General features: G+C 68.2%; 24 protein-coding genes and 1 tRNA gene. 20 read left to right on the plus strand and 5 right to left on the minus strand.

What is annotated here, in order from left to right:
- Positions 1-22 precede the first annotated feature (22 nt).
- The 4 genes from AC1RGU_RS10890 to AC1RGU_RS10905 all read left to right on the plus strand — a co-directional run bounded on the left by AC1RGU_RS10890 (position 23) and on the right by AC1RGU_RS10905 (position 2326).
- Positions 23-1204 carry a pyridoxal phosphate-dependent aminotransferase gene (locus AC1RGU_RS10890; RefSeq protein WP_369628971.1) on the plus strand — a complete coding sequence of 394 codons (1182 nt, stop codon included), beginning with the start codon at positions 23-25 and terminating at the stop codon, positions 1202-1204.
- 28 nt (positions 1205-1232) lie between these two features.
- On the plus strand, positions 1233-1607 hold the full coding sequence (locus tag AC1RGU_RS10895; protein ID WP_492696407.1) for a rard protein: 375 nt from the start codon (positions 1233-1235) through the stop codon (positions 1605-1607).
- An 11-nt stretch (positions 1608-1618) separates the two neighbouring features.
- Positions 1619-2068, plus strand: a complete 450-nt coding sequence (locus AC1RGU_RS10900; protein ID WP_390343766.1) for a DUF3592 domain-containing protein — start codon at positions 1619-1621, stop codon at positions 2066-2068.
- 99 nt (positions 2069-2167) lie between these two features.
- Complete coding sequence (locus tag AC1RGU_RS10905; RefSeq protein WP_070060790.1) at positions 2168-2326, plus strand: DUF3309 family protein; 159 nt, start codon at positions 2168-2170, stop codon at positions 2324-2326.
- A gap of 46 nt (positions 2327-2372) precedes the next feature.
- Here the strand turns inward: AC1RGU_RS10905 and hrpA are convergent, their stop codons facing one another.
- Positions 2373-6338, minus strand: coding sequence for an ATP-dependent RNA helicase HrpA (gene hrpA, locus AC1RGU_RS10910; protein WP_492696408.1), 3966 nt, complete (start codon positions 6336-6338; stop codon positions 2373-2375).
- Between the two features lie 349 nt (positions 6339-6687).
- On the opposite strand from hrpA, the gene AC1RGU_RS10915 reads away from it, so the two are divergent.
- The 11 genes from AC1RGU_RS10915 to AC1RGU_RS10965 all read left to right on the plus strand — a co-directional run bounded on the left by AC1RGU_RS10915 (position 6688) and on the right by AC1RGU_RS10965 (position 20124).
- Positions 6688-8709 carry an AAA family ATPase gene (locus AC1RGU_RS10915; RefSeq protein WP_492696409.1) on the plus strand — a complete coding sequence of 674 codons (2022 nt, stop codon included), beginning with the start codon at positions 6688-6690 and terminating at the stop codon, positions 8707-8709.
- Between the two features lie 43 nt (positions 8710-8752).
- Positions 8753-10099: an amino-acid N-acetyltransferase gene (argA, locus tag AC1RGU_RS10920; RefSeq protein ID WP_062470199.1), complete on the plus strand. Its 1347-nt coding sequence runs from the start codon at positions 8753-8755 to the stop codon at positions 10097-10099.
- A 31-nt stretch (positions 10100-10130) separates the two neighbouring features.
- On the plus strand, positions 10131-10778 hold the full coding sequence (locus AC1RGU_RS10925; RefSeq protein WP_062470196.1) for a LysE family translocator: 648 nt from the start codon (positions 10131-10133) through the stop codon (positions 10776-10778).
- A gap of 120 nt (positions 10779-10898) precedes the next feature.
- Positions 10899-11894 (plus strand): DUF3829 domain-containing protein, encoded by a 996-nt coding sequence (locus AC1RGU_RS10930; protein ID WP_095948637.1) that lies wholly within the window; start codon positions 10899-10901, stop codon positions 11892-11894.
- Positions 11895-11952: 58 nt separating this feature from the next.
- Positions 11953-13164, plus strand: a complete 1212-nt coding sequence (gene dapC / locus AC1RGU_RS10935) for a succinyldiaminopimelate transaminase (protein WP_492696410.1) — start codon at positions 11953-11955, stop codon at positions 13162-13164.
- 49 nt (positions 13165-13213) lie between these two features.
- A complete protein-coding gene (gene dapD / locus AC1RGU_RS10940) occupies positions 13214-14047 on the plus strand; it encodes a 2,3,4,5-tetrahydropyridine-2,6-dicarboxylate N-succinyltransferase (protein ID WP_095745420.1) in 834 nt (277 codons plus the stop codon).
- Positions 14048-14135: 88 nt separating this feature from the next.
- On the plus strand, positions 14136-15284 hold the full coding sequence (locus tag AC1RGU_RS10945) for a PilT/PilU family type 4a pilus ATPase (protein ID WP_062470184.1): 1149 nt from the start codon (positions 14136-14138) through the stop codon (positions 15282-15284).
- Between the two features lie 25 nt (positions 15285-15309).
- Positions 15310-16497, plus strand: coding sequence for a succinyl-diaminopimelate desuccinylase (dapE, locus tag AC1RGU_RS10950; RefSeq protein WP_492696411.1), 1188 nt, complete (start codon positions 15310-15312; stop codon positions 16495-16497).
- Positions 16494-17375 carry a 50S ribosomal protein L3 N(5)-glutamine methyltransferase gene (prmB, locus tag AC1RGU_RS10955; RefSeq protein ID WP_492696412.1) on the plus strand — a complete coding sequence of 294 codons (882 nt, stop codon included), beginning with the start codon at positions 16494-16496 and terminating at the stop codon, positions 17373-17375. Before dapE ends, prmB begins: the two co-directional genes overlap by 4 nt.
- Positions 17376-17516: 141 nt before the next feature.
- On the plus strand, positions 17517-19520 hold the full coding sequence (locus AC1RGU_RS10960) for an ABC-F family ATP-binding cassette domain-containing protein (protein ID WP_492696413.1): 2004 nt from the start codon (positions 17517-17519) through the stop codon (positions 19518-19520).
- 91 nt (positions 19521-19611) lie between these two features.
- Positions 19612-20124 (plus strand): hypothetical protein, encoded by a 513-nt coding sequence (locus AC1RGU_RS10965; protein ID WP_139701662.1) that lies wholly within the window; start codon positions 19612-19614, stop codon positions 20122-20124.
- 40 nt (positions 20125-20164) lie between these two features.
- Here the strand turns inward: AC1RGU_RS10965 and AC1RGU_RS10970 are convergent, their stop codons facing one another.
- On the minus strand, positions 20165-20395 hold the full coding sequence (locus AC1RGU_RS10970) for a helix-turn-helix domain-containing protein (protein ID WP_062470169.1): 231 nt from the start codon (positions 20393-20395) through the stop codon (positions 20165-20167).
- A gap of 70 nt (positions 20396-20465) precedes the next feature.
- On the opposite strand from AC1RGU_RS10970, the gene AC1RGU_RS10975 reads away from it, so the two are divergent.
- The 3 genes from AC1RGU_RS10975 to AC1RGU_RS10985 all read left to right on the plus strand — a co-directional run bounded on the left by AC1RGU_RS10975 (position 20466) and on the right by AC1RGU_RS10985 (position 23132).
- Complete coding sequence (locus AC1RGU_RS10975) at positions 20466-21191, plus strand: helix-turn-helix domain-containing protein (protein WP_492696414.1); 726 nt, start codon at positions 20466-20468, stop codon at positions 21189-21191.
- Between the two features lie 540 nt (positions 21192-21731).
- On the plus strand, positions 21732-21965 hold the full coding sequence (locus tag AC1RGU_RS10980) for a hypothetical protein (RefSeq protein ID WP_070060799.1): 234 nt from the start codon (positions 21732-21734) through the stop codon (positions 21963-21965).
- A gap of 102 nt (positions 21966-22067) precedes the next feature.
- Positions 22068-23132 carry an asparaginase gene (locus AC1RGU_RS10985; RefSeq protein WP_492696415.1) on the plus strand — a complete coding sequence of 355 codons (1065 nt, stop codon included), beginning with the start codon at positions 22068-22070 and terminating at the stop codon, positions 23130-23132.
- A 15-nt stretch (positions 23133-23147) separates the two neighbouring features.
- On the opposite strand, the gene AC1RGU_RS10990 is transcribed toward AC1RGU_RS10985, so the two are convergent.
- A complete protein-coding gene (locus AC1RGU_RS10990) occupies positions 23148-24050 on the minus strand; it encodes a LysR family transcriptional regulator (protein ID WP_492696416.1) in 903 nt (300 codons plus the stop codon).
- 121 nt (positions 24051-24171) lie between these two features.
- On the opposite strand from AC1RGU_RS10990, the gene AC1RGU_RS10995 reads away from it, so the two are divergent.
- A complete protein-coding gene (locus tag AC1RGU_RS10995; protein WP_492696417.1) occupies positions 24172-24879 on the plus strand; it encodes a type 1 glutamine amidotransferase domain-containing protein in 708 nt (235 codons plus the stop codon).
- A gap of 15 nt (positions 24880-24894) precedes the next feature.
- Positions 24895-25752, plus strand: a complete 858-nt coding sequence (locus AC1RGU_RS11000) for a type 1 glutamine amidotransferase domain-containing protein (protein WP_492696418.1) — start codon at positions 24895-24897, stop codon at positions 25750-25752.
- Between the two features lie 77 nt (positions 25753-25829).
- On the opposite strand, the gene AC1RGU_RS11005 is transcribed toward AC1RGU_RS11000, so the two are convergent.
- Positions 25830-25905: transfer RNA gene (locus AC1RGU_RS11005), tRNA-Lys, on the minus strand.
- Positions 25906-25956: 51 nt separating this feature from the next.
- The gene (locus tag AC1RGU_RS11010; RefSeq protein WP_235926844.1) at positions 25957-26775 is read right to left on the minus strand and encodes a tRNA threonylcarbamoyladenosine dehydratase; all 819 of its coding nucleotides are present in this window, start codon (positions 26773-26775) and stop codon (positions 25957-25959) included.
- Positions 26776-26800 lie beyond the last annotated feature (25 nt).

Here is a 26800-nt window from a genome sequence, read left to right on the forward strand (position 1 = left end):
TTTTCCCCCGCGACGACCGACCATGAGCACCGCCACCCCTTCGTCTTCTCCTCGCACGCCCGAGATCACCACCAAGCTGCCGGCTGTCGGCACCACCATCTTCACCGTGATGTCCACGCTCGCGGCCGAGAAGAACGCCGTGAACCTCGGCCAGGGCTTCCCCGATTTCCACTGCGATCCGAAGCTGCTCGAAGACGTGACCGCCGCCATGGCGGCCGGCCACAACCAGTACCCGCCGATGCCGGGCATCCCGTCGCTGCGCGACGCCATCGCCGCCAAGATCGAAGCGCTCTACGGCCGCAGCTACAGCGCCGCGACCGAGATCACGGTCACGGCCGGCGCCACGCAGGCGATCATCACCGCCATTCTGGCTATCGTGCGCCCCGGCGACGAAGTGATCGTGCTGGAGCCCTGCTACGACAGCTACGTGCCCAACATCGACCTGGCCGGTGGCAAGGTCGTGCGCGTGCCGCTCGTGCCGGGCACCTTCCGCCCCGACTTCGACAAGATCGCCGCCGCGCTCACGCCGAAGACGCGCGCGATCATCATCAACACGCCGCACAACCCGAGCGCCACGGTCTGGACCGAGGCCGAGATGCGCCAGCTCGAAGACCTGCTCGCGCCCACCGACGTGTTCGTGATCAGCGACGAGGTCTACGAGCACATGGTGTTCGACGACGCGCGCCATGAAAGCGTGGCGCGCTTCCCCGGCCTGGCGGCGCGCAGCTTCATCGTCAGCAGCTTCGGCAAGACCTACCACGTCACCGGCTGGAAGGTCGGCTTCGTGGCCGCGCCCGCGCCGCTGATGGCCGAGTTCCGCAAGGTGCACCAGTTCAACGTGTTCACGGTGAACACGCCGATGCAGCACGCGCTGGCGCAGTACATGGCGCGGCCCGAGCCCTACCTGGAGCTGCCGGCCTTCTACCAGCGCAAGCGCGACCTGTTCGCGGCCGGCCTGGCCGAGAAGACCCGCTTCAAGCTGCTGCGCAGCGAAGGCAGCTACTTCCAGTGCGTGGACATCTCGGCCGTGAGCGACCTGTCGGAGGCCGAGTTCTGCCTCTGGCTCACGCGCGAGATCGGCGTGGCGGCGATCCCGCTGTCGGCCTTCTACGGCGACGGCTTCGACCAGCGCGTGGTGCGCTTCTGCTTCGCCAAGAAGGACGAGACGCTGCTCGCCGCGCTCGACCGCCTCGCGAAGCTCTGACGCCGGCGGCCGCTATCCAGGCACCGCGATGACGATGAACCGGCCGCGCTGGATCCTGCTGGCCCTGGCCCTGTCGTTCCTCGTGGCGGGCATCGCCGACGCGTTCCTGCCGCCGCTGCGCGGCAAGGACTACACCGCGCTGGACGTGGCGCATGTGTTCCTCATCTCGGCGCTGTGCTACACGTGGTGCCGGGCCGACGGCCTCGCCCGCGGCGTTCCGGCGCCCGGCCGCTCGGCGCTGCTCGCGGGCATCTTTCCGCTGCTGGGCATCCCGGTCTATTTCTTCCGCACGCGCCCCTGGCGACGGGCGCTGCTGGCCACGCTGGGGGCGGCGGCCTTCCTGGTGTCGAGCCTCGTGCTGGCCGCGGTGGGCACCTTGTCGGCCGAGTGGATGCGCAACTGAAAGCCGCCCGAATGAACCCCACCCGCCTCATCACGCGCATCTTCACGCTGGTCGGCGCGCTCATGCTCCTCGGCGGCTGGCTGCTCTACCAGAACACCACGAAGTTCATCGCATCGGCCGGCAAGGCGCAGGGCGAGGTGATCGCGCTGCAGTCCGCGGGAAGTTCGAGCCGCAGCAATGCGCCGACGTGGCGCCCGCTGGTGCGCTTCACCCTGCCGTCGGGCGCGATCGTCGAGTTCTCGCCGTCGAGCAGCAGCAACCCGCCTGCGTACGACAAGGGCGAAGTCGTGGGCGTGTTCTTCAACCCCGCGAACCCGCAGGACGCCCGGCTCGACGGCTTCTTCGACCTGTGGGGCGGCGCCGCCATCGTCGGCGGGCTGGGCGCCATCTTCCTGGCGGTGGGCGTGGCCATGCACTTCCTGCTGGCAGGCGCACCGGTAAAGCGCCGACGCCCACGGTAGGACAGTCCTGACCGCGTCAGAGGCGGCTCTCCGGCGCTCGCGGCGCCCCGGGACGATGAGCATGGAGGCTCGTGACAACAACGTCCCAGGAGAAAAAACATGTCCCTCTCGTTCATTCTGCTGATCGTCCTGATCCTGCTGCTGATCGGCGCGCTGCCGAGCTGGGGTTACAGCCGGTCCTGGGGCTACGGGCCCAGCGGCGGCCTCGGGCTCGTGGTGCTGATCCTGGTGATCCTCGTGCTCATGGGCCGCATATAGCGCCCGCGCCATCATGAAAAAAGCCCGCGTCGCCGCGGGCTTTTTTTTACGCCTGAAGCTGCGCCCAGGCCTTGTCGAGCCGCTTCACGCTCACCGGTTGCGGCGTGCGCAGTTCCTGCGCGAAGAAGCTCACGCGCAGCTCCTCGAGCAGCCAGCGGAATTCGAGCATGCGCTCGTCCACCACGCCCTTGCGCTCGGCCACGAGGCGCCAGTAGCGCTGTTCCTGCGGCTTCAGCTCGGCCAGCTTGGCCGTGTCGCGCGCGGGGTCGGCGCGCAGCTTGTCCAGGCGCAGCACGATGGCCTTGAGGTAGCGCGCGAAGTGCTGCAGCTGCGTCCACGGCGCGTCGGCGATGAAGCGCTTGCCCACGAGCTTCTGCAGCTGCTGCGCCGCATCCTGCACCGCCTCGGGCTGGATCTTCGTGTCCTTGATCTTGCGCGCCGCCGCCGCGTACTCCACGAGGATGACGCCCGCGAGCCGCGCCACCTCGTTGGCGATCAGCGTGAGCCGCCCGCGCCCCTCTTCGAGCCGCTTCTTGAAGGCGAACTCGTCGGTGGGCAGCGGCTCCTGCAGGAAGGCGCGGTCGATCGCCACGTCGATGATCTGCGTGCGCAGTTCTTCCGACGTGCCCAGCGGCATGTAGGCGACCGACATCTTCTGCAGGTCGGGGATGTTCTTCTCGAGGTACTTGAGCGCGTCCTTCAGCTGCAGCGCAAACAGGCGGCGCAGGCCGGCGCGGTGTTTGGCGGCGGCCACGGCGGGCTCGTCGAACACCTCGATGGTCACGGCATCGCCCTCGTCGCGCAGCGCCGGGAAGCCGATGAGCGACTGCGAACCGCGCCGCACTTCCATCAGCTCGGGCAGCTCGCCGAAGGTCCAGCTCGTGTAGCGTTGGCCGGCGGGCAGCGTGGGTGCGGCCTTCTCGGGCGCGGCGCTCTTCGCCGGGGCCTGGCCCCCGTTCGCAGGCGCAGCCTTGGGCGCTGGCGACGCCTTCACGTTGAGCCCTGCGAGCGCCTGGAACGCGCCACGCGCCTGCGCGCCCAGCTCGGCCTTCAGCGCGCCGAGGTTGCGGCCCATGCCCAGCTGGCGGCCGTGCTCGTCGACGATGCGCAGGTTCATGAACAGGTGCGGCGCGAGCATGTCGAGCTTGAAGTCGGCCCGCTTCACGTCGATGCTGGTCAGGTCGCGCACGCGCTTGAGCAGCACGTCGGTGAGCGAGCCGGTGCCGAACAGCTCGGGCGCCGACAGCTCCTCCGCCAGCTTGGTGGCCGACTCGGGCAGCGGCACCAGCCGCGAGCGCGGGCGCTGCGGCAGGCTCTTGAGCAGCGCCTGGATCTTGTCCTTGAGCATGCCGGTCACCAGCCACTCGCAGCGCTCTTCGTTCACCTGGTTGAGCACGAACAGCGGCACGCTGACCGTGAGGCCATCCTTCGCGTCGCCCGGTTCATGCAGGTAGCTCGCGGCGCAATCGACACCGCCCAGGCGCAGCGTGGGCGGGAAGGACTGCGTCGTGATGCCAGCCGCCTGATGGCGCATGAGCTCGTCGCGCGTGAGGTACAGCAGGCGCGGCTGGTCTTTCGAGGCATGGCGGTACCAGTTCTCGAAGGTGATGCCGCTGGCCACGTCCGCCGGCAGCTGCGCGTCGTAGAAGGCGAAGATCAGTTCGTCGTCGACCAGCACGTCCTGCCGGCGCGCCTTGTGTTCCAGGCCTTCGACCTCGCGCACCAGCTTGCGGTTGGCGGTGAGGAAGGGAAACTTGCTCTCCCATTGCCCACCGACCAGCGCTTCGCGGATGAAGATCTCGCGCGCCGACACCGGATCGACCTTGGTGAAATCGACGCGCCGCCCGCTGTAGACCACGAGGCCGTACAGCGTCGCGCGCTCCAGCGCCGAGACCTGCGCGCCCTTCTTCTCCCAGTGCGGGTCGAGCAGCTGCTTCTTCAGCAGGTGCCCCGCCACCTGCTCGAGCCACTGCGGCTCGATGTTGGCGATGCCGCGCCCGAACAGACGCGTGGTCTCGACCAGTTCGGCCGCGACGATCCAGCGCCCGGGCTTCTTCTTCAGGTGCGCGCCGGGGTGCTTGTAGAACTTGATGCCGCGTGCGCCGAGGTAGGCCTCGTCGTCCTCGAGCTTCCAGCCCACGTTGCCCAGCAGGCCCGCGAGCATCGACAGGTGCAGCGGCTCGTAGCCGGCCGGCGTGGCGTTGATGCGCCACTTGTGCTCGGTGACCACCGTGAGCAGCTGCGAATGGATGTCGCGCCATTCGCGCACGCGGCGGATGTTGATGAAGTTCTGGCGCAGCAGCTGCTCGTACTGGCGGTTGCTGAGCTTGTGCGTGTCACCGTGACCACCGCGCGCGTCGGCGATCCATTTCCACAGGCGCAGGTAGCCGCTGAACTCGCTCTTCTCGTCGTCGAACTTCGAGTGCGCCTGGTCGGCCTGCTGCTGCGCGTCCATCGGGCGGTCGCGCACGTCCTGCACGCTGAGGGCCGAGGCGATGATGAGCACTTCTTCGAGCGCACCGCGCGTGCGCGCTTCGAGAATCATGCGGCCCACGCGCGGATCGAGCGGCAGCTTGGCCAGCTCGGCGCCGGTGGCCGTGAGCTCGTTGGCGTCGTCGACCGCGCCCAGCTCGTTCAGCAACTGGTAGCCGTCGGCAATGGCGCGCGGCGATGGCGCTTCGAGGAACGGGAAACGCGCCACGTCGCCCAGTCGCAGCGACTTCATGCGCAGGATCACGCCCGCGAGCGACGAACGCAAGATTTCCGGGTCGGTGAAGCGCGGGCGGCCCGCAAAGTCTTTCTCGTCGTACAGGCGGATGCAGATGCCGTTCGCCACGCGCCCGCATCGGCCCGCGCGCTGGTTGGCCGCGGCCTGGCTGATCGGCTCGACCAGCAGCTGCTCGACCTTGCTGCGGAAGCTGTAGCGCTTGACGCGCGCCGTGCCGGTGTCGATCACGTAGCGGATGCCCGGCACGGTGAGCGAGGTCTCGGCCACGTTGGTGGCCAGCACGATGCGCCGGCCGTGGTGGCTTTCAAAGATGCGGTCCTGCTCGGGGCCCGACAACCGGGCGAACAGCGGCAGCACCTCGGCATTGCGGAACAGCGGCTGGTGGCTGACGTGGCGGCGCAGGTGGTCGGCCGCCTCGCGGATTTCGCGTTCGCCGGGCAGGAAGATCAGGATGTCGCCCGCGTTGTGCGGGTCGCGCCAAAGCTCGTCCACCGCATCGGCAATGGCGTCGTTCAGGTCGTGCTCGCGCGACTCCTCGAACGGGCGGTAGCGCTGCTCGACCGGAAAGGTGCGGCCCGACACCATGATCGTCGGCGCGGGGCCCTTGGCCGAAGCGAAGTGCTGCGCGAAGCGGTCGGCATCGATGGTGGCCGAGGTGACGATGATCTTCAGGTCGGGCCGGCGCGGAAGGATCTCGCGCAGGTAGCCCAAGAGGAAGTCGATGTTCAGCGAGCGCTCGTGGGCCTCGTCGATGATGAGCGTGTCGTAGGCCTTGAGCAGCGGATCGGTCTGCGTCTCGGCCAGCAGGATGCCGTCGGTCATCAGCTTGACCGAGGCATCGCGGCTCAGGCGGTCCTGAAAGCGCACCTTGAAGCCGACCACGTCGCCCAGCGGCGTCTTCAGCTCTTCGGCGATGCGCTTGGCGACCGAGCTGGCGGCAATGCGGCGCGGCTGCGTGTGGCCGATGAGGCGGCCCTTGCCGGGCTCCGCGTTGAGCTTGCCGCGCCCGAGCGCCAGCGCGATCTTCGGCAGCTGCGTGGTCTTGCCCGAGCCCGTTTCGCCGCAGACGATCACGACCTGGTGCGCCGCAATGGCGGCCATGATCTCCTCGCGCCGGCCGGAGACCGGGAGCGATTCGGGAAACTCGATGCGCAGGGGGGCGGGAGGTGTGAGGGTCGTCAAGGCAAGGCAGTCGTCGGTCGTTGCGCGCGGCGGCAGGCGGGCAAACCGCCAATTATCGCGGGGCCCCGGCGCTGTTGCATGGCATCCACAGTGAGGCCGCATGCAGCAGGTGGCGCAGAAAATTTCGTAAAGACTCTTTACTCTACCGCATGCCACCGGTACGATCGCGGCCATGACCTCCTTCCTTGCACCCCTTTCGATGCGCATCCGCTGCGCAAGCCGCGTCCTTGCACGCGGCGGGGTCAAGGCGACCCGCCCGGCCTGACGAAGCCCGCGCGCCGGCTTCAGCTTCCTTCGCGGAACTGAACGCCCATCGCTCGCGCTTCACGGACTGAAGCGCGCCAGCCTGACCCGCACAGCGCCTGCACCACCGCCCTCCCCGCATCTCGCGTGGAGCAGCGGCCGCATTCCTGTTTCCGTGTCCCGAATCATTCGAAGAAAAAAGAACCTCATGTCGCATCCAGACATTTCCCGCGACCTGCACACCACGCTGGCCGAGCGCACGCGCCACCTGCAGGCCATTGCCCATTCGCTGAAGGCCGAGCTGTTCGGCATCGACGAGATCATCGATCGCGTGATCGATTCGCTGCGCGCCTGGTACGTGCTGCCGCAGCTCATCAGCCGCCCGGTCGTCATCTGCCTGTGGGGCCTGACCGGCACCGGCAAGACGCAGCTCGTGCGGCGCCTGGCGCAGCACCTGGGCTTCTACGACCGCTTCATCGAAGTGCAGATGGACGGCTTCAGCCACGGCTCGGGCCATCGCACTGCCGGCTCCATCTCGGCCATGCTGGCCGAGTCGGGCATTGCCGAGGGCGCGCCCGGCATCCTCGTGCTCGACGAGTTCCAGCGCTTTCGCACCGTGGACGCCAGCGGCAAGGAGGCGCGCGTGGAGCGCTACCAGGACGTGTGGGCGCTGCTCTCGGACGGCCGCCTGCCGCCGTCGCTGTCGGTGCTCAGCGAGATCGAGTCGTCGCTGGCCTGGGCCGAGTACGACCAGGACCGCCGCACCGATGACGACGACGAAGAAGACGAAGAAGACGGCGCCAAGGCTGGCAAGACCAAGCGCAAGCGCCGCCTGCAGCTCTCGCCCTGGGAAGCGCAGGAGTTCAAGCGCTGCCTGAAGCTGCGCGAGTCGCTGCTCGAAATCATGACCTGGAAGCCCGACGAGATCCAGGCGCGGCTGCGCGCCTTCCGCGCTTCGCAGGACAACTGGGAAACCGACTACTCCAAGCTGCTGGTCTTCGTCTCGGGCAACCTCGACGAGATGTACGCCGAGACCGCCAAGCGGGTGGAAGACTGCGACACCGACGCCGACATCTTCCACGCGCTGACGAAGAAGCTCTCGCTCATCGACGTGAAGAAGGCGCTGGCCGAGCGCTTCAAGCCGGAGCAGGTCGCGCGGCTGGGCAACAACCACGTGATCTACCCCTCGTTCAGCCGCGCCACCTACGTGCGCCTGATCCTGTCGATCTGCGACCGCTACGTGAGCGAGATCCAGGAAAGCTCGGGCGTGCGCTTCGTGCTCGACGCGAGCGTGTACGAGCAGATCTACGCCAACGCCGTGTTCCCGGCGCAGGGCACGCGCCCGCTGTTCTCGTCGATCCACGCGATCCTGAGCGCGACGCTGGTCAACGCCGCGCTGTGGGCGCTCGAACAGGGCGCGCACGGCAGCGAGCCCGTGTGGCTGATGCTCGACCCCGGCGAGGTCACGCCCGGCGGCCCGCGCCTGGTCGCGCGCTTCCGGCTGGCGCGGCGCGAGTTCCCGGTGGCGCTGGAGCTGAACCGGCTCAAGCAGCGCGCCAACGCCGACTTCCGTGCGCTGCTCGCGGTGCACGAGGCCGGCCACGGCCTGGTGTACGCCCTGCTCTTCGGCCGCGCGCCGCAGGAGATCCGCATCAACGTGGCCTCGTTCGAGGGTGGCTACAACAGCTACGTGAAGCGCAAGGCGTGGTCCAAGCGCAACCTGCTCGACAGCGTGTGCGTGAGCCTGGCCGGCCGCGCGGCCGAGCGGCTGGTGTTCGGCGAATCGGGCTGCACCACCGGCGCCGAGCGCGACCTGATGCAGGCCACCGCCACGGCGGCGCGCCATGTGCGCCACCTGGGCTTCGGCACCCGCTGGAGCCGCACCGACGTGACGACCGATTCGAACGACAACCTCAACACCGACGTGGCCGCCACCAACCGCGAGATCGAGGCCATCCTGGCGCGCGAACACACCCGCGCGCTGGGCCTGCTCGAAGCGCACGCCACCGCCTTCATGGCGGTGGTCGATGCGCTGATGGCGCACGGTTCGATCGCGCCGGACGAGCTCGCCGGACTGCTCGGCCTGCCGCTGGCACCGGCCGCGCCGGCGGGGGCGCCCGAGGCGGCGGTGGAGCCGCTGGACGCCTACGCCGACCAGCTCGAGGCCTTCAAGGCCCGCGGCACGCCCGCCGCGGCCGGGGCCGGCCGGCTGCTGCGCGCCCTGGCATGACGCGCTGCACCAAAACCTTGCCAAGAATGCACAATCACGCCCCATGTCCACCGTCTTCAATTTCACCTTCGTGCCCTGGTTCCGCTCGGTCGCGCCCTACATCCACACGCACCGCGGCAAGACCTTCGTGGTCGCGCTCGCGGGTGAGGCCATCGCGGCGGGCAAGCTGCAGAACATCGCGCAGGACCTGGCCCTGATCCAGAGCATGGGCGTCAAGATCGTGCTGGTGCACGGCTTCCGCCCGCAGGTCAACGAGCAGCTGGCGGCCAAGGGCCACGAGGCGAAGTACTCGCACGGCATCCGCATCACCGACGCCGTGGCGCTCGACTCGGCGCAGGAGGCCGCGGGCCAGCTGCGCTACGAGATCGAGGCCGCCTTCAGCCAGGGCCTGCCGAACACGCCCATGGCCGGCTCGACGGTGCGCGTGATCTCGGGCAACTTCATCACCGCGCGCCCGGTGGGCGTGGTCGACGGGGTGGACTTCAAGCATTCGGGCCTGGTGCGCAAGGTGGACGCGGCCGGCATCCGCCGCACGCTCGACTTCGGCGCGATGGTGCTCATGTCGCCCTTCGGCTTCTCGCCCACCGGCGAGGCCTTCAACCTGACGATGGAAGAAGTGGCGACCAGCGTGGCCATCTCGATCCAGGCCGACAAGCTGATCTTCCTGACCGAAGTGCCGGGCATCCGCGTGGACAGCGAGCTGCCCGAGAGCGAGGACAACCCGATCGACACCGAACTGCCGCTGGCCGCCGCCGAGAAGCTGCTGGCCTCGCTGCCGCCCGCGCAGAAGCCGACCGACACCGCCTTCTACCTGCAGCACTGCGTGAAGGCCTGCAAGGGCGGCGTGGAACGCAACCACATCCTGCCGTTCGCGCTCGACGGCTCGCTGCTGCTCGAGATCTACGTGCACGACGGCGTCGGCACCATGGTCATCGACGAAAAGCTCGAAAGCCTGCGCGAAGCCACGGTGGACGACATCGGCGGCATCCTGCAGCTCATCGAGCCCTTCGAGCGCGACGGCACGCTGGTCAAGCGCGACCGCACCGAGATCGAGCGCGACGTGGGCCACTACACGGTCATCGAGCACGACGGCGTGATCTTCGGCTGCGCGGCGCTGTACCCGTACCCCGAGGCGAAGACCGCCGAAATGGCCGCGCTCACGGTGTCGCCGCAGTCGCAGTCGCAGGGCGACGGCGAACGCATCCTCAAGCGCATCGAGCACCGCGCCAAGGCCATGGGCCTGGAAAGCATCTTCGTGCTCACCACGGTCACGATGCACTGGTTCCTCAAGCGCGGCTTCCAGCAGGTCAACCCCGACTGGCTGCCCGAGGCGCGCAAGCGCAAGTACAACTGGGACCGCAAGAGCCAGGTGCTGGTCAAGAAGATCTGAAGAAGAAACCCATCCGAAGAAAGACGCCCCGATGACGCTCGCCACCGCCCTGCTGTTCGCCATCGTGGCCTTCGCGGCCATCGCCACGCCCGGCCCCACGGTGCTGCTGGCCCTGAGCAACGGCTCGCGCCACGGCGTGCGACGGGCGCTGCCGGGCATGCTCGGCGCGGTGCTGTCCGACTTCGTGCTGGTCGGCGCCGTCGCGCTCGGCCTGGGCGCGCTGCTCGCGGCTTCGGAGTTCTGGTTCTCGATGCTCAAGTGGGTCGGCGCGGTCTACCTGGCCTGGCTCGGACTGCGCATGCTGCGCTCCCAGGGCGGCTTCCAGCTGCCGAGCGCGGACGCCGCGGCCACCGTCACGGCGGTCGAAAGCCGGCGCATCTTCTTCAAGTCGTTCCTGGTGGCGGTGACCAACCCCAAGGGCTACATCTTCTGCTCGGCGCTGCTGCCGCAGTTCATCGACCCGACCGCCGCGCAGGCGCCACAGTACCTGATCATTGCGCTGATCTTCGCGGGGCTGGACATGGCGGTGATGCTGGCCTACGCCTTCGTCGGCGCCCGCGCGATCCGGCTGCTCACGGTGTCGGCCACGCGCTGGATCGACCGCGCCTGCGGCGGCATGCTGCTGGCACTGGCAGGCTCGCTCGCCTTCTACCGGCGCAGCGCGGCCACCGCCGTCTGACCATCCCGCCCCCTCGACCGCTGTCCTCAGGCAGCGGCGCTCCTCCCCACGATGTTTTTCCGGCAAGCCGCCATACCGCGGCCTGCCCGTGCTGTTTTTTTCAACGGAGGAAATGAAAGAATGAAGAACTACCAAGCCCTGCTGGGCGCCACCCTCGTCGCCGTGTCGGCGCTCGTCGCGGGCTGCGGCGACAAGGCGGACAAGACCGCCCCGCCCGCTTCCGCCGAAGCCAAGCCCGCCGCCCAGGCCGGCAACGACCAGCAGCAACTCGTCGAGAAGTACAACCTCTACGTCGACGTCTCGAACAACCTGCGCACCTCGTTCCAGGAAGCCCGCGAAAGCTACGTGACCGGCCAGGTGCCACTGCTGCAGGCCAAGGCGCCGCTCACCAGCCTGCGCATCCAGAACGACATCCTGGTCGACCGTTCGGCGAAGAAGCTCGATGCCGCCGCCGCCATCGCCGCGCCGCTGCCCGAGATCGACGAATCGGCCAAGGCCTTCTCGGCCGCGCTCAAGGTGCTGTCGCCCCTGAGCCGCGAGCTCAATGACTACGCCAATTCCAAGGGCTACCTCGCCGACAACGGCGACAAGGCCCGCCAGATGAGCGCCGACTACCTGGCCGCGCTCACCACCGTCGCCCAGGCCGAAGCGGCCTTCGACAAGGGCCTGAGCGCCCGCGACCGGGCGCTCACCAGGGAAGCCTTCGAGAAGGCGCCCAAGGACACCGCCGCCTACTATCGCGCCGGCCTGATCTACCACGGCAAGCTCAACCACGCCGACGCCATGGCGCTGTTCGCCGCGCCCAACGACCCGCAGGCGCTGGCCGCCTTCGAGGCCTCGCTGGCGCTGGTGGCCGACTCGGCCGCAGGCTGGAGCAAGAAAACCAGCGAGCAGTCGACCCAGAACGGCAAGAGCTGCAGCGGCGGCATGCTGCAGATCAACGAGTTCATCGGCCAGTCGCGCTCGGTGATCAAGGACACCAAGGACGGCGTGTTCAAGCGCAAGGAAACCGGTGCGATGGCCCGCATGGGCCGCTCGGCCATCGTCGACGCGGCCAACCGCTACAACCAGAACTTCGCCAACATGATCGGCCAGTTCAACCGCCCGCTTTGCTGAGCGGGCCAAGGGGCGCGGGGCGTGCGGGCCGCCCGGCCCGTCGCCGATAATCCGGGGCATGAATCCCTTGCTTGCCAAATTGCAGCCGTACCCGTTCGAGCGGCTGAAGCAGCTGTTCGCGGGCGTCACGCCCGCCCCCGAATTCGCCCCCATCAGCCTGGGCATCGGCGAGCCCAAGCACGCCACGCCGGCCTTCATCAAGGACGCCTTGAGCGCCGGCCTCGGCGCCCTCGCCGCCTACCCGGCCACCGCCGGCGAGCTGAAACTGCGCACCGCCTTCACCCATTGGCTGCATCGCCGCTACAGCCTGACGCTCGACCCGACCACCCAGGTGCTGCCGGTCAACGGCTCGCGCGAGGCGCTGTTCTCGCTCGCCCAGACCGTGGTCGACGCCAGCGCCCACCCGAAGCCGGTGGTGATGTCGCCCAACCCGTTCTATCAAATCTACGAGGGCGCGGCGCTGCTCTCGGGCGCCGAGCCGTACTACGTGCCCAGCGTGCCCGCGCGCAACTTCGCGGTCGACTGGGACAGCGTGCCCGACGACGTCTGGGCCCGCACCCAGCTCGTGTTCGTCTGCTCACCGGGCAATCCCACGGGCGCGGTGATGTCTCTGGACGAGTGGAAGAAGCTCTTCGCGCTGTCCGACCGCCACGGCTTCGTGATTGCCGCCGACGAGTGCTACAGCGAGATCTACTTCCGCGACGAGCCCCCGCTGAGCGGCCTGGAAGCCTCGATGAAGCTCGGCCGCCCCGACTTCAAGAACCTGATCGCGCTGACCTCGCTTTCGAAGCGCAGCAACGTGCCCGGCCTGCGCAGCGGCTTCGTGGCCGGCGACGCGGCGCTCATCAAGGGCTTTCTGCTCTACCGCACCTACCACGGCAGCGCCATGAGCGGCGCCGTGGCCGCCGCCAGCATCGCGGCCTGGGGCGACGAGTCGCACGTGGTCGACAACCGCGCCCAGTACCGCGCCAAGTTCGCCGCCGTCACGCCGCTGCTCGAACCCGTGCTCGACGTGCGCCTGCCCGACGCCAGCTTCTACCTCTGGGCCGGCGTGCCCGAAGTGTGGGCTGGCGACGACGAAGCCTTCGCCCGCGCGCTCTACGCTCAATACAATGTCACGGTTCTGCCGGGGAGCTATCTGGCGCGCGACACCGACCACAGCGCCAACCCGGGCCGCGGTCGCATCCGCATGGCGCTGGTGGCCGAAACGGCCGAGTGCGTCGAGGCCGCCCAGCGCATCGTCCGGTTCGTCAAAGACGGCCGCCGCTGACCCCCGTCGCCCCGCGTCCCTGCCCCCTTTTTCACCCGAGACTCTCTCCATGACACAGCAACTGCAACAAATCATCGACGCCGCGTGGGAAGACCGCGCCAACATCTCGATCACCGCCGCCCCCGCCGAAGTGCGTGACGCCGTCGAGCACGTGATCACCGAGCTGAACAACGGCAAGCTGCGCGTCGCCACCCGCCAGGGCGTGGGCCAGTGGACCGTGCACCAGTGGATCAAGAAGGCCGTGCTGCTGTCGTTCCGCCTGAAGGACAACGAGCAGATCCAGGCCGGCTCGCTGGGCTTCTACGACAAGGTGCCGACCAAGTTCTCGCACCTGTCGGCCGCCGAGCTGAAGGAATCGGGCGTGCGCATCGTGCCGCCGGCCGTGGCCCGCCGCGGCAGCTTCATCGCCAAGGGCGCGATCCTGATGCCTTCGTACGTGAACATCGGCGCCTACGTGGGCGAAGGCTCCATGGTCGACACCTGGGCCACCGTCGGTTCGTGCGCGCAGGTCGGTGCCAACGTGCACCTGTCGGGCGGCGTGGGCCTGGGCGGCGTGCTCGAGCCGCTGCAAGCCAACCCGACCATCATCGAAGACAACTGCTTCATCGGCGCACGCTCCGAAGTCGTCGAAGGCGTGATCGTCGAAGAGAACTCGGTGCTGGGCATGGGCGTGTACCTGGGCCAGAGCACCCCGATCTTCAACCGCGACACCGGCGAGATCTCGTACGGCCGCGTGCCCGCCGGCAGCGTGGTCATCAGCGGCAGCCTGCCCAAGAAGACCAAGTCGGGCCAGGACTACAGCACCTACGCTGCGGTCATCGTGAAGACGGTCGACGCGCAAACGCGCTCCAAGACCAGCCTGAACGACCTGCTGCGCGACTAAAACGCCCCCACCACCGGCCGCCAGCTTCACCGCGCGCGGCCGGTTCGCTTCTTCCCTGAGAAAAAAACAGCACCGAGGAGAGAGACCGATGAACATGATGGAACGGATTCTTCGTTTGATGGCAGAGCGCAAGGCCTCCGACATCTACCTCTCGGCCCACTCCCCGGTGATGATCCGCATCAACGGCAACTGCCTGCCGATCAATGCGCAGGTGCTGCCGCCGACCGCGCCGCTGGCGCTGTTGTCGGAAGTGGTGCCCGAAGCCCGCATCCAGGAACTGGAAAACACGGGCGAGCTCAACATGGCCGTCGCCCTCGAAGGCGCCGGCAACTACCGCATCAGCGCCATGCGCCAGCGCGGCAGCTACGCCGTGGTGGTGCGGCACATCGCCTCGGTCATCCCCAGCTTCGACGACCTGAACCTGCCCGACATCCTGAAGTCGCTCATCATGGAAAAGCGCGGGCTGATCCTGATGGTGGGCGCCACCGGCGCGGGCAAGACGACCACGCTGGCCTCGATGCTCGACTACCGCAACGAGCACGCCAGCGGCCACATCCTCACGGTCGAAGAGCCGATCGAGTTCACCTACACCAACAAGAAATCGCTGGTGAACCAGCGCGACGTGGGCAGCGACACCACCTCGCTGCAGGTGGCCCTGAAGAACGCACTGCGCCAGGCGCCCGACGTGATCCAGATCGGCGAAATCCGCGACCGCGACACCATGACGGCCGCCATTGCCTACGCGCAGTCGGGCCACCTGTGCGTGGCCACGCTGCACGCCAACAACAGCTACCGCGCGCTGAACCGCATCCTGAGCTTCTTCCCGGTCGAGGTGCGCCCCACCCTGCTGGGCGACCTGGGCTCGGCGCTGCGCGCCGTGGTGTCGCAGCGCCTGCTGCGCACGCCGGCCGGCGGGCGCGTGCCCGCGCTCGAAGTGATGCTGAACACCGCACTGGTGGCCGACCTGATCGAAAAGGGCGACTTCTCCGGCGTCAAGGAAGCCATGGAGCAGTCGATGGCCGAAGGCTCGCAGACCTTCGAGGAAGACATCGCCCGCCTCATCACCGAGGAGCGTGTGACCCGCGAAGAAGGCCTGGCCAACGCCGACTCGCCCACCAACCTGATGTGGCGCCTGCAGAACCGCGACGCGCCCAAGAAGCAGGCCGAGGATCGCGACCTGACCGACCAGCTCGACGAACCGACTTTCACCGACATCACGCTCGACGTGAAGTTCTGACCGCCCCTTAATCCCCGCTCCCTCGATGTCCCGTACGCTCCAGCTCGCCGAACAACTGATCTCGCGCCCTTCCGTCACCCCCGACGACGCGGGTTGCCAACAGATCCTGGGCGAACGCCTCGCTGCGCTGGGCTTCACGCTGGAAACCATCGAGAGCGGCCCGGCCGATTTCCGGGTCACCAACCTCTGGGCCGTGCGCCGCCCCACCAACGGCAAGGCCACGAAGACGCTGGTCTTCGCCGGCCACACCGACGTGGTGCCCACCGGCCCGCTCGACCAGTGGAGCAGCCACCCGTTCACGCCCACGCACCGCGACGGCAAGCTCTACGGCCGCGGCGCCTGCGACATGAAGACCTCGGTCGCGGCCTTCGTGACCTCCATCGAAGAATTCCTGCAGGGCGAGCCCGACCCGGCACTCACGCTGGCCCTGCTGCTGACCAGCGACGAGGAAGGCCCCGGCGTCGACGGCACCGTGATCGTCTGCAATGCGCTGGCCGCACGCGGTGAAACCATCGACTACTGCATCGTCGGCGAGCCCACCTCGGTCGCGCGTTGCGGCGACATGATCAAGAACGGCCGCCGCGGCACCATGAGCGGCAAGCTCACGGTGAACGGCGTGCAGGGCCACATCGCCTACCCGCACCTGGCGAAGAACCCGGTGCACGCGGTGGCGCCTGCGCTGGCCGAGCTGGTGGCGATCAATGCCGTCGGCGGCTGGGACGCGCAGAGCAACCCCTACTTCCAGCCCACCAGCTGGCAGATCAGCAATTTCCATTCGGGCACCGGCGCGAGCAATGTCATTCCGGGCAGCGCGGTGATCGACTTCAATTTCCGCTTCTCGACCGAATCGACGCCCGAATCGCTGCAGCAGCGCGTGCACGCCGTGCTCGACGCACACGGCGTCGACTGCACGCTGACCTGGACCGTCGGCGGCCTGCCCTTCCTGACCACGCCGGGCGAGCTCGTCACGGCCGTGCAGGCCGCGATCCGCGAAGAAACCGGCCTGGACACCGAGCTGTCGACCAGCGGCGGCACCAGCGACGCGCGCTTCATCGCCAAGATCTGCAAGCAGGTGGTCGAATGCGGCCCGGTGAATGCCAGCATCCACAAGATCGACGAGCACATCGAAGTCGCCGAGATCGAGACGCTGAAGAACATCTACCTGCGCACGCTGCGCGGGCTCGACGCGGCGCTCGCCCAGGGCGACCGATGAGCACGGTCATCGAACTGATCGAAGCCGGCGCGAAGCGGCTCGAAGACGCCGGCGTGGCCTTCGGCCACGGCACCGCCAACGCCTTCGACGAAGCCGCCTGGCTCGTGCTGTGGCGCCTGAAGCAGCCGCTGGACGACATCGATGCCGTGGCCGACACCCCCGTGTCGCCGGCCGATGCAGCCAAGGTCGTGGCCCTCATCGACGAGCGCATTGCCACGCGCAAGCCCGCCGCTTACCTCACGAAAGAAGCGTGGCTGCAAGGCGTGCCCTTCTACGTGGACGAGCGCGCCATCGTGCCGCGCAGCTTCATTGCCGAGCTCATCGCCGACGGCAGCATCGACTACTGGCTGGGCGAACACACGCAGCGCGTGCTCGACCTGTGCACAGGCAACGGCAGCCTCGCGGTGCTCGCGGCGCTCACCTACCCGGATGTGACGGTGGATGCGGCCGACCTGTCGATGCAAGCGCTCGAAGTGGCCGCCATCAACGTCACGCGCCACGCGCTCGACACCCGCGTCACGCTGATCGAATCGGACGGCCTGAAGAACGTGCCCGGCATGTACGACCTCGTGCTGTGCAACCCGCCCTACGTGAACAGTGCCAGCATGGCCGCGCTGCCCGCCGAATACCGCGCCGAGCCCGAACTGGCGCTGGCCGGTGGCACCGACGGCATGGACTTCGTGCGGCAACTGTTCGCCGACGCGCCCGCCCGCATGAGCGAGCAGGCCGTGCTGGTCCTGGAAATCGGCAACGAGCGCGACTACTTCGAGGCGGCGTTTCCGCAGCTCGAGGTGGTCTGGCTCGAAACCTCGGCCGGCGAAGACCAGGTGCTGCTGGTCACCCGGACGGCGCTGCTGGCCGGCGCCGGCGTGCGTTAGCGACGCCCGCCGCCCCCGCTTCACCGCCTTGCACGCAGCCTCCGGGCTGCGCCCCCTTTCATCGGGCGATGTCCGCCTTTGCCCCTTCACGCCGGCTCGCTGAAGGTCGGACGGGATAATCCCCCCTACGGTTCCTATTTCATGATTACTCTCAAAAACGTCATTCTTCGCCGCAGCGCCAAGAAACTGCTGGACGGCGCCACCGTCAATCTCAACCCCGGCGAAAAGGTCGGCCTGGTGGGACGCAACGGCGCCGGCAAGTCGTCGCTGTTCGCGCTGTTCAACGGCACGCTGCACGAAGACGGCGGCGACTTCTACATTCCCAAGCAGTGGCGCATGGCCCAGGTGGCACAGGACATGCCCGAGACCGAGGAGTCGGCCACCGACTTCGTGGTCGGCGGCGACACCCGCCTGACCGAGCTGCGCGCCACGCTGGCCGCCATCGAGGCCGCCTACGCCGAGAACCCCGACGACGCCGACATCGGCATGGAGCTGGCCCACGCCTACACCGACCTGGCCGATGCCGGCGAGCACGACGCCGTGCCGCGCGCGCAGGCGCTGGTGCTGGGGCTGGGCTTCAAGTCGCACGAGCTCGACGAGCCCGTCAACAGCTTCTCGGGCGGCTGGCGCATGCGCCTGCAGCTGGCCCGCGCGCTGATGTGCCCGAGCGACCTGCTGCTGCTCGACGAACCGACCAACCACCTGGACCTGGACGCGCTCGTCTGGCTCGAAGCCTGGCTGCAGAAGTACGCCGGCACCATGATCGTCATCAGCCACGACCGCGAGTTTCTCGACGCCGTGACCGACGTCACCCTGCACATCGCCAACGCCCAGCTCACGCGCTACGGCGGCAACTACAGCAAGTTCGAGGACATGCGCGCGCTGCAGATGGAGCAGCAGCAGGTGGCCTTCAGCAAGCAGCAGGACAAAATCGCCCACCTGCAGAAGTTCATCGACCGCTTCAAGGCCAAGGCCAGCAAGGCCAAGCAGGCGCAAAGCCGCGTCAAGGCGCTGGAGCGCATGGAAAAGGTGGCGCCGCTCCTGGCCGAGGCCGACTTCACTTTCGAGTTCAAGGAGCCGGGCAACATCCCGAACCCGATGCTCTCGATCGACAACGCGAGCTTCGGCTACGAGATCGAAGGCGAAGCGCCCAAGACCATCCTGCGCGGCGTCAGCCGCTCGGTGCTGGCGGGCCAGCGCATCGGCATCCTGGGCGCCAACGGCCAGGGCAAGTCGACGCTGGTGAAGACCATTGCGCGCGAAATGGGCGCACTGGCCGGCCAGGTCACCGAAGGCAAGGGCCTGAACATCGGCTACTTCGCGCAGCAGGAACTCGACGTGCTGCGCCCGCAGGACAACCCGCTCGAGCACATGGTGCGCATGGCGCGCGAACTCGGCAGCAATGCCAAGGAAGCCACCGGCGAGCAGGCCCTGCGCGGCTACCTGGGCAGCTTCAACTTCAGCGGCGACATGGTCAAGCAGCCCGTGGGCACCATGAGCGGCGGCGAAAAGGCCCGCCTCGTGCTCGCGATGATGGTCTGGCAGCGCCCCAACCTGCTGCTGCTGGACGAGCCCACCAACCACCTGGACCTGGCCACCCGCGAGGCCCTGGCCGTGGCGCTCAACGAGTTCGAAGGCACGCTGATGCTGGTGAGCCACGACCGTGCGCTGCTGCGCTCGGTGTGCGACGAGTTCTGGCTCGTGGGCCGCGGCGTCGTCACCGACTTCGACGGCGACCTGGACGACTACCAGCGCTACCTGCTCGACGAATCCAAGCGCCTGCGCGAAGAGGCCAAGGTGGCCGTGCGCGAGGCGGACGCCGTGGCGGCGGCAGCTGCGGCCGCCGCAGCGGCAGCGCCAGTGAAGAGCAGCAACACCCCCGAGCAGCGCAAGCAGGACGCCCAGGAGCGCCAACAGCGCAGCGAGCAGGCCAAGCCGCTGAAGAAGGAGATCGCCAAGATCGACGAGCGCATGGCCGCGGCAAGCACCGAGCGCAGCACGCTCGAAGCCCGACTGGCCGAACCGCTGCCGCCCGCCGAGATCGCCGACGCCGGCAAGCGGCTGAAGGCGCTCAACGACGAGATCGCGCAGCTCGAAGAGCGCTGGCTGGCGCTGTCCGACCAGCTCGAAGCGCTGGCGGCCTAAGCCCCCTGCCCCCGCGCGGCTGGCAACCGGCCAGCCTGCGCGGGCCGGGTAGCATGGCACGCTCAGGGAACCCGCCAAGGAGCCACGCTGCATGCCTTCTTCGATCGAACTCGCCCGGGGCGATGAAAAACTCATCGCGGCCATCCACCGCAGCCGACGCCTGATCGGCCGCAAGGCCCTCATGGCCGCCGCCGCCAGCGCCGTGCCGCTGCCCGGGGTCGACTGGATGGCCGACGCGGCGCTGCTCTCGCGCCTCGTGCCGCAGATCAGCGCCGAGTTCGGCCTCTCGGTCACCCAGGTCGAAAAGCTCGCGCCGCACCAGCGCGAGCGCATCCAGAAGGCCGCGACCACGCTCGGCGCCCTGCTCGTGGGACGGCTCGTCACGCGCGAGCTGCTCATGAAGCTGGCCCGCCACGCCGGCATCCGCCTCACCGCCAAGCAGGCCACCAAGTACGTGCCCATCGCCGGGCAGGTGGTGTCGGCCGCGCTCGGCTATGCCGCGCTGCGCGCGCTGGGCGAACAGCACATCAAGGACTGCGTGCGCGTGAGCACCACGCTGGCCCTGACGCCGCCCGAGCCCGCCGAACGGCTCAAGCCGGCCTGATCCGGCCATCTCCGGGTCAGTCGCCGGCCCAGTTGCCGGCTCAGTCGCCGGCTGGCGGCGGCCCGTAGTGCGGGGCCGGCCGCAGCGCCTCTTCCTTCATGCGCTGCTCGTAGGCGGCCAGCAGCGCGACGTAGTGGCGCGACATCACGTCGCTCACCCGCCCCAGCCCGATCTTGCTGACCGTGGGCTGCGGAATGCCCGTGCGTTCCTGGATCTGCTTTTGCGTCAATCCGAGCGCCCGCAGCGCCTGCACCAATTCGCGTGGCTTCATATCGATCCTCCCTTTTTTTCCTATTTTAGAGTCCAATACGAATATTCATCTGCGCTTGAATCTCCACCCCATGGAGACTATTGCTTCACGTGCCCTGGCCGCACGCAAATTCGCCAAGATGACGCAGAAGCAGGCCGAGGCCGCTTCGGGCGTCAAGCAGTCGAGCATCTCGAAGATCGAGCGTGGCGACACCAGCCGGTCGATGAGCGTGCTCGCCCTGGCACGCGCCTACCGCGCCGACCCCAACTGGCTCGACACCGGCGACGGCCCCGCCCCGTGGGACGAGGTGCAGATCCGCCTGGCACGCGACAACGCCCACGAGCCGCCCGGCCCCTACCGCGTCACCCGCATCGCGCCCATCGGCCCGGCCTTCGCGCCGCAGACGCCCGGCACCGTGCCGCTGATCTCGTGGGAGCAGGCCGGCGAATGGCGCGGCGCCGAATCGCCGCCCCGGCCCACGCTGGCCGAACGCTGGATTCCCTGCATCGCGCACCACAGCGCCGGCACCTACGCGCTGCGCGTGCGCGGCGACAGCATGACCTCGCCGCACGGGCACCTGAAGAGCTACCCGGCCGGATCGATCGTCTTCGTCGACCCGCAGCACACCACGCCCGACGACGGCGAGCGCGTGGTCGCCAAGCTCGACGACGACATTCGCGGCGAAGTCACCCTCAAGGTCTACAAGGAAGACGCGGGCCGCCGCTGGCTGCTGCCGCTGAACCCCGCGCACGAGGCCGTGCGTGTGCCCTTCACCGTGCTGGGCACCGTGATCGGCAAGTGGGAAGACGAAGACTGAAGGCCCAAAGGGCCTCTTTTCGCGAGGTCAGGTTGCGTACAGATTCGCTGGGCACAGTGAGGTTTCTCCCGGTGGCTTGCACCTCTGATCCTCCCTCCTCCAGCAAGTCACCTTCCAGCCCGCCCTCGTGCGGGCTGTTTTTTTGCCTGCACCACTGCGCGCCGGGCAGAGGCTTTTGATGGGGTCGATTCTTTCTGGTATATAATTCGCGGTTGCCCGAAATGATCGGGCATTTGCCTGGCCAGGCAAGCTGAATCTCATACCAGCGCGTCGAAGTCATAGCGACGAGAAAAACAACAATGACTTCCGCAAACGAATCTTTGCCGTAGCGTGGACCGCGTAAGAGTTCACGACCACATTCCGACAAAAGCCCTCCTCGCGAGGGCTTTTTCATTTCTGCGCGCTAGCGCCCCCAAGGCGTCCGCCTTCCGTCAACCCCTCTTTTTTCCTACACGGTGTAACGGAATGCGACCTACGCAGTACCACGCGGGCCCAAGAGACGATTCGTTCACTGTCAGCACAGGGAACAAAGGGAATCACATGAGCCTCAGGGACATCCGCGAACGCTACGGCGTCAGCTTCGAAAGAGGAGCCCGCGTCATCTGCGGCGGCCGGCTCGGCACCGTCGCCGGCGCGAGCAATTCGCACATCCGCATCAAGTTCGACGGGCGCCAGATCAGCAGCCCGTGCGACCCCCTGGAGGTTCAGCCCTGCCACGAAGGCGCCGTGAACCTCTCGCCGCAGACCACGCAAGACTGGCACGCCCCGGCGTAGCCCTGCCTGCGTGCCTGATGGGGCACATCTTCCTTGGCGTCCACGGTGTGGCGCAGCCGTCGCGTAGCATCGGCGCGCACCCTCACACCGCCAAGGAAACCCATGAAGACACTGAAGAGGACACTGGCACTCGCGACGATCGGCCTGGCGGCCGTGGCCACGTCGGCGCAGGCGCAAACGCAGGCGCGACCCGTCGTGCAGTTCATCGCCACGGGCGGCACCATCGCGATGAAGATCGACCCCGTCACCAAGGGCGTGGTGCCCGCGATCTCGGGCGACGACCTGATGCAGACGGTGCCCGATGCCGGCAAGTACGCCACCATCGAGGTCAACAACTTCTCGGCCATGTCGTCCAACTACATCGAGGCGAAATGGTGGACGCGCCTGACCAAGGCGGTCGACGACGCGCTCGCGCGCCCCGAGGTGGCCGGCGTGGTCATTGCGCACGGCACCGACACCATGGAAGAAACGGCCTACTGGCTGGACCTGACCGTCAAGTCCGACAAGCCGGTGATCCTCATCGGCGCGCAGCGCAATGCCTCGTCGCCCGACTTCGACGGCCCGCGCAACCTGCTCAACGCCATCCGCATCGCCACCACGCCCGACGCGCGCGGCAAGGGCGTGATGCTGGCGATGAACAACCAGATCAACGCGGCACGCAACGTCACCAAGACGCACACCGCCAACGTCGAGACCTTCAATTCGGGTGACTTCGGCTTCCTGGGCGAGGTGTGGGACGACAAGGTCGTCTTCACGCGCGCGCCGCTGCGCCGCCAGCACATCGACATCGGCAGCGCCGAGATGCCGCGCGTGGAAATCGTCGCCATGTTCGGCGGCGCCGACGGCTCGCTGATGCGCTACGCCGTCGACCAGGGTGCCAAGGGCATCGTGGTGCAGGCGGTGGGCATGGGCAACATGAACGTCTCGATGTTCGAGGCGCTCAAGTACGCGCTGTCCAAGGGCGTGCCGGTGGTCGTCTCCACGCGCGTGCACAACGGCCGCACGCGCCCGGTCTACGGCTTCGTGGGTGGCGGCAAGACCAGCGACGAGGCCGGCGCCGTGATGGCGGGCGACCTGAGCCCGCAGAAGGCACGCCTGCTGCTGATGCTCCAGCTGCACCGCGGCGTCACGAGCAAGGCCGAGCTGCAGGCCGCGTTCGACCGCTGAGCCCCGCGCACCGCGTCAGGCCGGCGCGCCGGCCAACGCATCGATCAGGGCGCGCGAGGCGGACGACAGCCGCCGGTGCGGCGCATAGATCACCGACACCGGCCGCGAACGCCCGCACGCCGGCGCCAGCACCTCCACCGCGCGGCCCTGCGCGAACAGCGGGCGCGCGATGAAGTCGTAGGTCTGGCAGATCCCGAGCCCGCTCAGCGCGAGCGCAACCACGCCCAGCACATCGTCCGACACCTGGAGGCTGCCGTGCGGCGTCCAGTCCACGTCGCGCCCGTCCTCCTGAAGAATCCACGGCGCCACGCGGCCGGTGCTGGGCATCACGAAAGGCAGGCAAGCGTGCTGCGCGAGGTCGCCGATGCGCGCCGGCATGCCTGCGCGCGCGATGTAGTCCGGCGCGGCCAGCAGGCACATCGGCGCGTCCTCGAGCTTGCGCCCGACCAGGCCGCTGTCGGGCAGCGGACCCATGCGGATCGCGAGGTCGTAGCCCTCGGCCACGAGGTCGACGTTGCGGTTGGTGATGTTCAGCTCGACGCGCACCTGCGGGTGGAGGGTGCAGAAAGGCTGCAACAGCGCCGGCAGCCGGTGATGGGCGTAGGTGGTGGGCACGCTCAGGCGCACGCTGCCCGTCAGCTCGTCGCCCTGCCCCTGCATCGCGCGCTCGGCATCGTCGATGAGCGCGAAGGCCGCACGCGACTGCTCCAGGTACAGCCGCCCCTGCTCGGTGAGGCTCAGGCGCCGCGTCGTGCGGCGCAGCAGCTGCACGCCCAGCCGCGCCTCCAGGCGCGTGATCGCGCGGCTGAGCACCGAGGGCGTCGTCGCCAGCGCCACGGCGCCGGCCGTCATGGAGCCCTTCTCGACCACGGTGACGAAGGTTTCCACATCCCCGAGGTGATCGAATCGGCGGCTCATCTTGTCTCCTGAAGAACAAATGTTTTCCTGACTGGCCAGTTTATCGCCGACGGGGCAATCAATACATTCGATCTCAAGGGCCGCATGGCCCGGCCTCTTCCCTTTTCTCCAGGAGCTACAGATGACTTCCACCACCACCGCCCCGTCGATCCGCCCCGTGCTCATGGTGCTCACCAGCCATGGCACCAAGGGCGCCACCGGCGGCGAGCCGACGGGCTTCTACCTCGGCGAACTGACCCACCCGCTGGCCGAGCTCGAGGCGGCCGGCATTGCGTTCGAACTCGCGTCCATCCAGGGCGGTGAGCCGCCGGTCGATGGCCTGGACCTCGGCGATGCGGTCAATGCGCGCTACTGGAACGACAGCGCCTTTCGCGAGGCCCTGCGCCACACGCAGCGCCTGGGCGATGTCGATGCGTCGAAGTACAGCGCGATCTTCTTTGCCGGCGGGCACGGCGCGATGTGGGACTTTCCGGCCAGCCCCGACGCGGCGCGCGTGACCCGCGAGGTCTACGAAGCGGGCGGCGTGGTGGGCGCGGTGTGCCACGGCCCCGCAGCGCTGGTCAACGTGACGCTCGGCAACGGCGCCTACCTGGTCGCGGGCAAGAACCTCAGCGCCTTCACCGACGACGAAGAACGCGCCGTCGGCCTCGCGCAGACCGTGCCCTTCCTGCTCGCCACCACGCTCGTGCAACGCGGCGCGCACCACCATCCGGCGCCCGACTGGACGGCACAGGTCGTGGTCGACGGGCGGCTCGTCACGGGGCAGAACCCGCAGTCGGCAGCCGGCGTCGGCGCGGCGATGCGCGAACTGCTGCTGCGCCAGAACTGAAGGGAAAGAACGTCCATGAACGCTCTCCCTAAACTCGCCGCCATCGCGACCCTCGGCCTGGCCGCTCTCGGCGCGCAGGCTGCCAACGTGCTGGTCGTGCTCTCGGATGCCGACCGCCTCGACCTGAAGGACGGCAAGGTCTTCGCCACCGGCTTCTATCTGAACGAGCTGATGCAGCCGGTGAAGCTGCTGCTCGACGCCGGTCACCAGCTGACCTTCGCCACGCCCCTGGGCAACGCGCCCACCGTGGACGCATCGTCGGTCGACAAGATGTATTTCGATGGCGACGAAGCCGCCCTCAAGCAGCACAAGGCGCTGCTCGACAAATTGAAGCTCACCTCGCGCACGGACTCGCCGGTGATCAGCCTGTCGCGCGTGGCGCAGATCGGCTACGCCCGCTTCGATGCCGTCTACGTGCCGGGCGGCCATGCGCCCATGCAGGACCTGTTGGCCAGCCCCGCGCTGGGCCGGCTGCTCGCGGACTTTCATGCACGCCACAAGACCACGGCCCTCGTGTGCCACGGCCCGATCGCACTGCTCTCGACCTTGCCCGACGCACAGGGCTTCACGAACCGGCTCGCGGCGGGCGGCACGGTCGAGCAACGCCCCGACTGGATCTACGCCGGCTACCGCATGACCGTGATCAGCAACCAGGAAGAGGAGCTTGCCAAGGCGGCGCTGCAGGGCGGCACGATGAAGTTCTATCCGCAGACCGCGCTGCAGCAGGCCGGCGGCGCCTACAGCAGCAACCAGGCGCCGTTCACGCCGAACGTGGTGATGGACCGCGAGCTCATCACCGGGCAGAACCCGGCGTCTGCGCTTGGGGTGGGCCGCGAGCTGCTCAAGCGCCTCAGGCAACAGCCGGCGTCCTGACGCGGTCCTGGCGTCGGACCCAAGAAAAAAGCCAGCTGTCGGGTGACAGCTGGCTTTTCGTATTTCGCATGGCTCGGTGGTAGGACGTACTGGATTCGAACCAGTGACCAACGGATTAAAAGTCCGCTGCTCTACCAACTGAGCTAACGTCCCGGAACCATTTTTCTTGCTTCTTGCCGACGTTGAATCCAGCAAAGCCTTGGATTATAGCGTGGTGTTTCTCGCAATTTCGTCGAGCACCCACCCTGCAGCACATTGACCGAAGGTGGCGGTCACGCTGACCACCGATCCGTAGCCGTGGCAGTTGAGCGAACCGTCGCCCGCATCGATCTGGCAGGACGCGTCGGGCGGTGCCACGCTCTCGCGGCTGAACACGCAGGCCAGGCCGATCTTTCGGCCTTCGCGCGGCGCGCCGTGCAGCTTGCGCAGCCGCTGGCGAAGCTGGGCCAGCAACGGGTCGTGGGTGACGAGCGACAGGTCGTCGATGTCGACCTTGTGCGCCTGCCGCTTGCCGCCCGCCGCACCGACCGTGATGAACGCGGTGCTGCGCGACACGGTGCGTGCCCAGGCGGCCATGGCGAGCTTGGCCTTCACCTGGTCGCAGGCATCGATGACCGCGTGCACCGGCCCGTGGGCGGCCTGTGCGGTCTCGAGCAGCGAAGCCCAGTTGTCGGGCTCGACGAACTCGTCGATGGCGAGCACCTGGCAGTCGGGGTTGATCTGCGCGATGCGCTCGCGCATGGCCTCGACCTTGGCCTGCCCGACGGTCGAGTCGAGCGCGTGGATCTGGCGATTGATGTTCGACTCCGACACGTGGTCGAGGTCGATGAGCGTCAGGCGCCCCACCCCGCTACGCGCCAGCGCCTCCACCGCCCACGAACCCACGCCGCCGATGCCGACGACCAGCACATGCGCGTGGCGGATGCGCGCGGCACCGGCCACGCCGTACAGGCGCTCGAGGCCGCCGAAGCGGCGCGCAAAGTCAGGCGCCGCGGTGTCGGTGAGGACATCCGCGGCGGCCATGGGGAGCGAGGAGGCTTCGGTTGAA

Source organism: Variovorax sp. GW823-FHT02B07 (assembly GCF_058797695.1).

Bases quoted from the DNA above. Each gene is read 5' to 3' on its own strand.
- prmB (WP_492696412.1), top strand. From the start codon at position 16,494: ATGAGCACGGTCATCGAACTGATCGAAGCCGGCGCGAAGCGGCTCGAA.
- dapC (WP_492696410.1), top strand. From the start codon at position 11,953: ATGAATCCCTTGCTTGCCAAATTGCAGCCGTACCCGTTCGAGCGGCTG.
- AC1RGU_RS10985 (WP_492696415.1), top strand. From the start codon at position 22,068: ATGAAGACACTGAAGAGGACACTGGCACTCGCGACGATCGGCCTGGCG.
- AC1RGU_RS10995 (WP_492696417.1), top strand. From the start codon at position 24,172: ATGACTTCCACCACCACCGCCCCGTCGATCCGCCCCGTGCTCATGGTG.
- AC1RGU_RS10975 (WP_492696414.1), top strand. From the start codon at position 20,466: ATGGAGACTATTGCTTCACGTGCCCTGGCCGCACGCAAATTCGCCAAG.
- AC1RGU_RS10890 (WP_369628971.1), top strand. From the start codon at position 23: ATGAGCACCGCCACCCCTTCGTCTTCTCCTCGCACGCCCGAGATCACC.
- AC1RGU_RS10970 (WP_062470169.1), bottom strand. From the start codon at position 20,395: ATGAAGCCACGCGAATTGGTGCAGGCGCTGCGGGCGCTCGGATTGACG.
- AC1RGU_RS10960 (WP_492696413.1), top strand. From the start codon at position 17,517: ATGATTACTCTCAAAAACGTCATTCTTCGCCGCAGCGCCAAGAAACTG.
- dapE (WP_492696411.1), top strand. From the start codon at position 15,310: ATGTCCCGTACGCTCCAGCTCGCCGAACAACTGATCTCGCGCCCTTCC.
- dapD (WP_095745420.1), top strand. From the start codon at position 13,214: ATGACACAGCAACTGCAACAAATCATCGACGCCGCGTGGGAAGACCGC.
- AC1RGU_RS10895 (WP_492696407.1), top strand. From the start codon at position 1,233: ATGACGATGAACCGGCCGCGCTGGATCCTGCTGGCCCTGGCCCTGTCG.
- argA (WP_062470199.1), top strand. From the start codon at position 8,753: ATGTCCACCGTCTTCAATTTCACCTTCGTGCCCTGGTTCCGCTCGGTC.
- AC1RGU_RS10900 (WP_390343766.1), top strand. From the start codon at position 1,619: ATGAACCCCACCCGCCTCATCACGCGCATCTTCACGCTGGTCGGCGCG.
- AC1RGU_RS11010 (WP_235926844.1), bottom strand. From the start codon at position 26,775: ATGGCCGCCGCGGATGTCCTCACCGACACCGCGGCGCCTGACTTTGCG.
- hrpA (WP_492696408.1), bottom strand. From the start codon at position 6,338: ATGCGGCCTCACTGTGGATGCCATGCAACAGCGCCGGGGCCCCGCGAT.
- AC1RGU_RS10990 (WP_492696416.1), bottom strand. From the start codon at position 24,050: ATGAGCCGCCGATTCGATCACCTCGGGGATGTGGAAACCTTCGTCACC.
- AC1RGU_RS10915 (WP_492696409.1), top strand. From the start codon at position 6,688: ATGTCGCATCCAGACATTTCCCGCGACCTGCACACCACGCTGGCCGAG.
- AC1RGU_RS10945 (WP_062470184.1), top strand. From the start codon at position 14,136: ATGAACATGATGGAACGGATTCTTCGTTTGATGGCAGAGCGCAAGGCC.
- AC1RGU_RS10965 (WP_139701662.1), top strand. From the start codon at position 19,612: ATGCCTTCTTCGATCGAACTCGCCCGGGGCGATGAAAAACTCATCGCG.
- AC1RGU_RS10980 (WP_070060799.1), top strand. From the start codon at position 21,732: ATGAGCCTCAGGGACATCCGCGAACGCTACGGCGTCAGCTTCGAAAGA.
- AC1RGU_RS11000 (WP_492696418.1), top strand. From the start codon at position 24,895: ATGAACGCTCTCCCTAAACTCGCCGCCATCGCGACCCTCGGCCTGGCC.
- AC1RGU_RS10905 (WP_070060790.1), top strand. From the start codon at position 2,168: ATGTCCCTCTCGTTCATTCTGCTGATCGTCCTGATCCTGCTGCTGATC.
- AC1RGU_RS10930 (WP_095948637.1), top strand. From the start codon at position 10,899: ATGAAGAACTACCAAGCCCTGCTGGGCGCCACCCTCGTCGCCGTGTCG.
- AC1RGU_RS10925 (WP_062470196.1), top strand. From the start codon at position 10,131: ATGACGCTCGCCACCGCCCTGCTGTTCGCCATCGTGGCCTTCGCGGCC.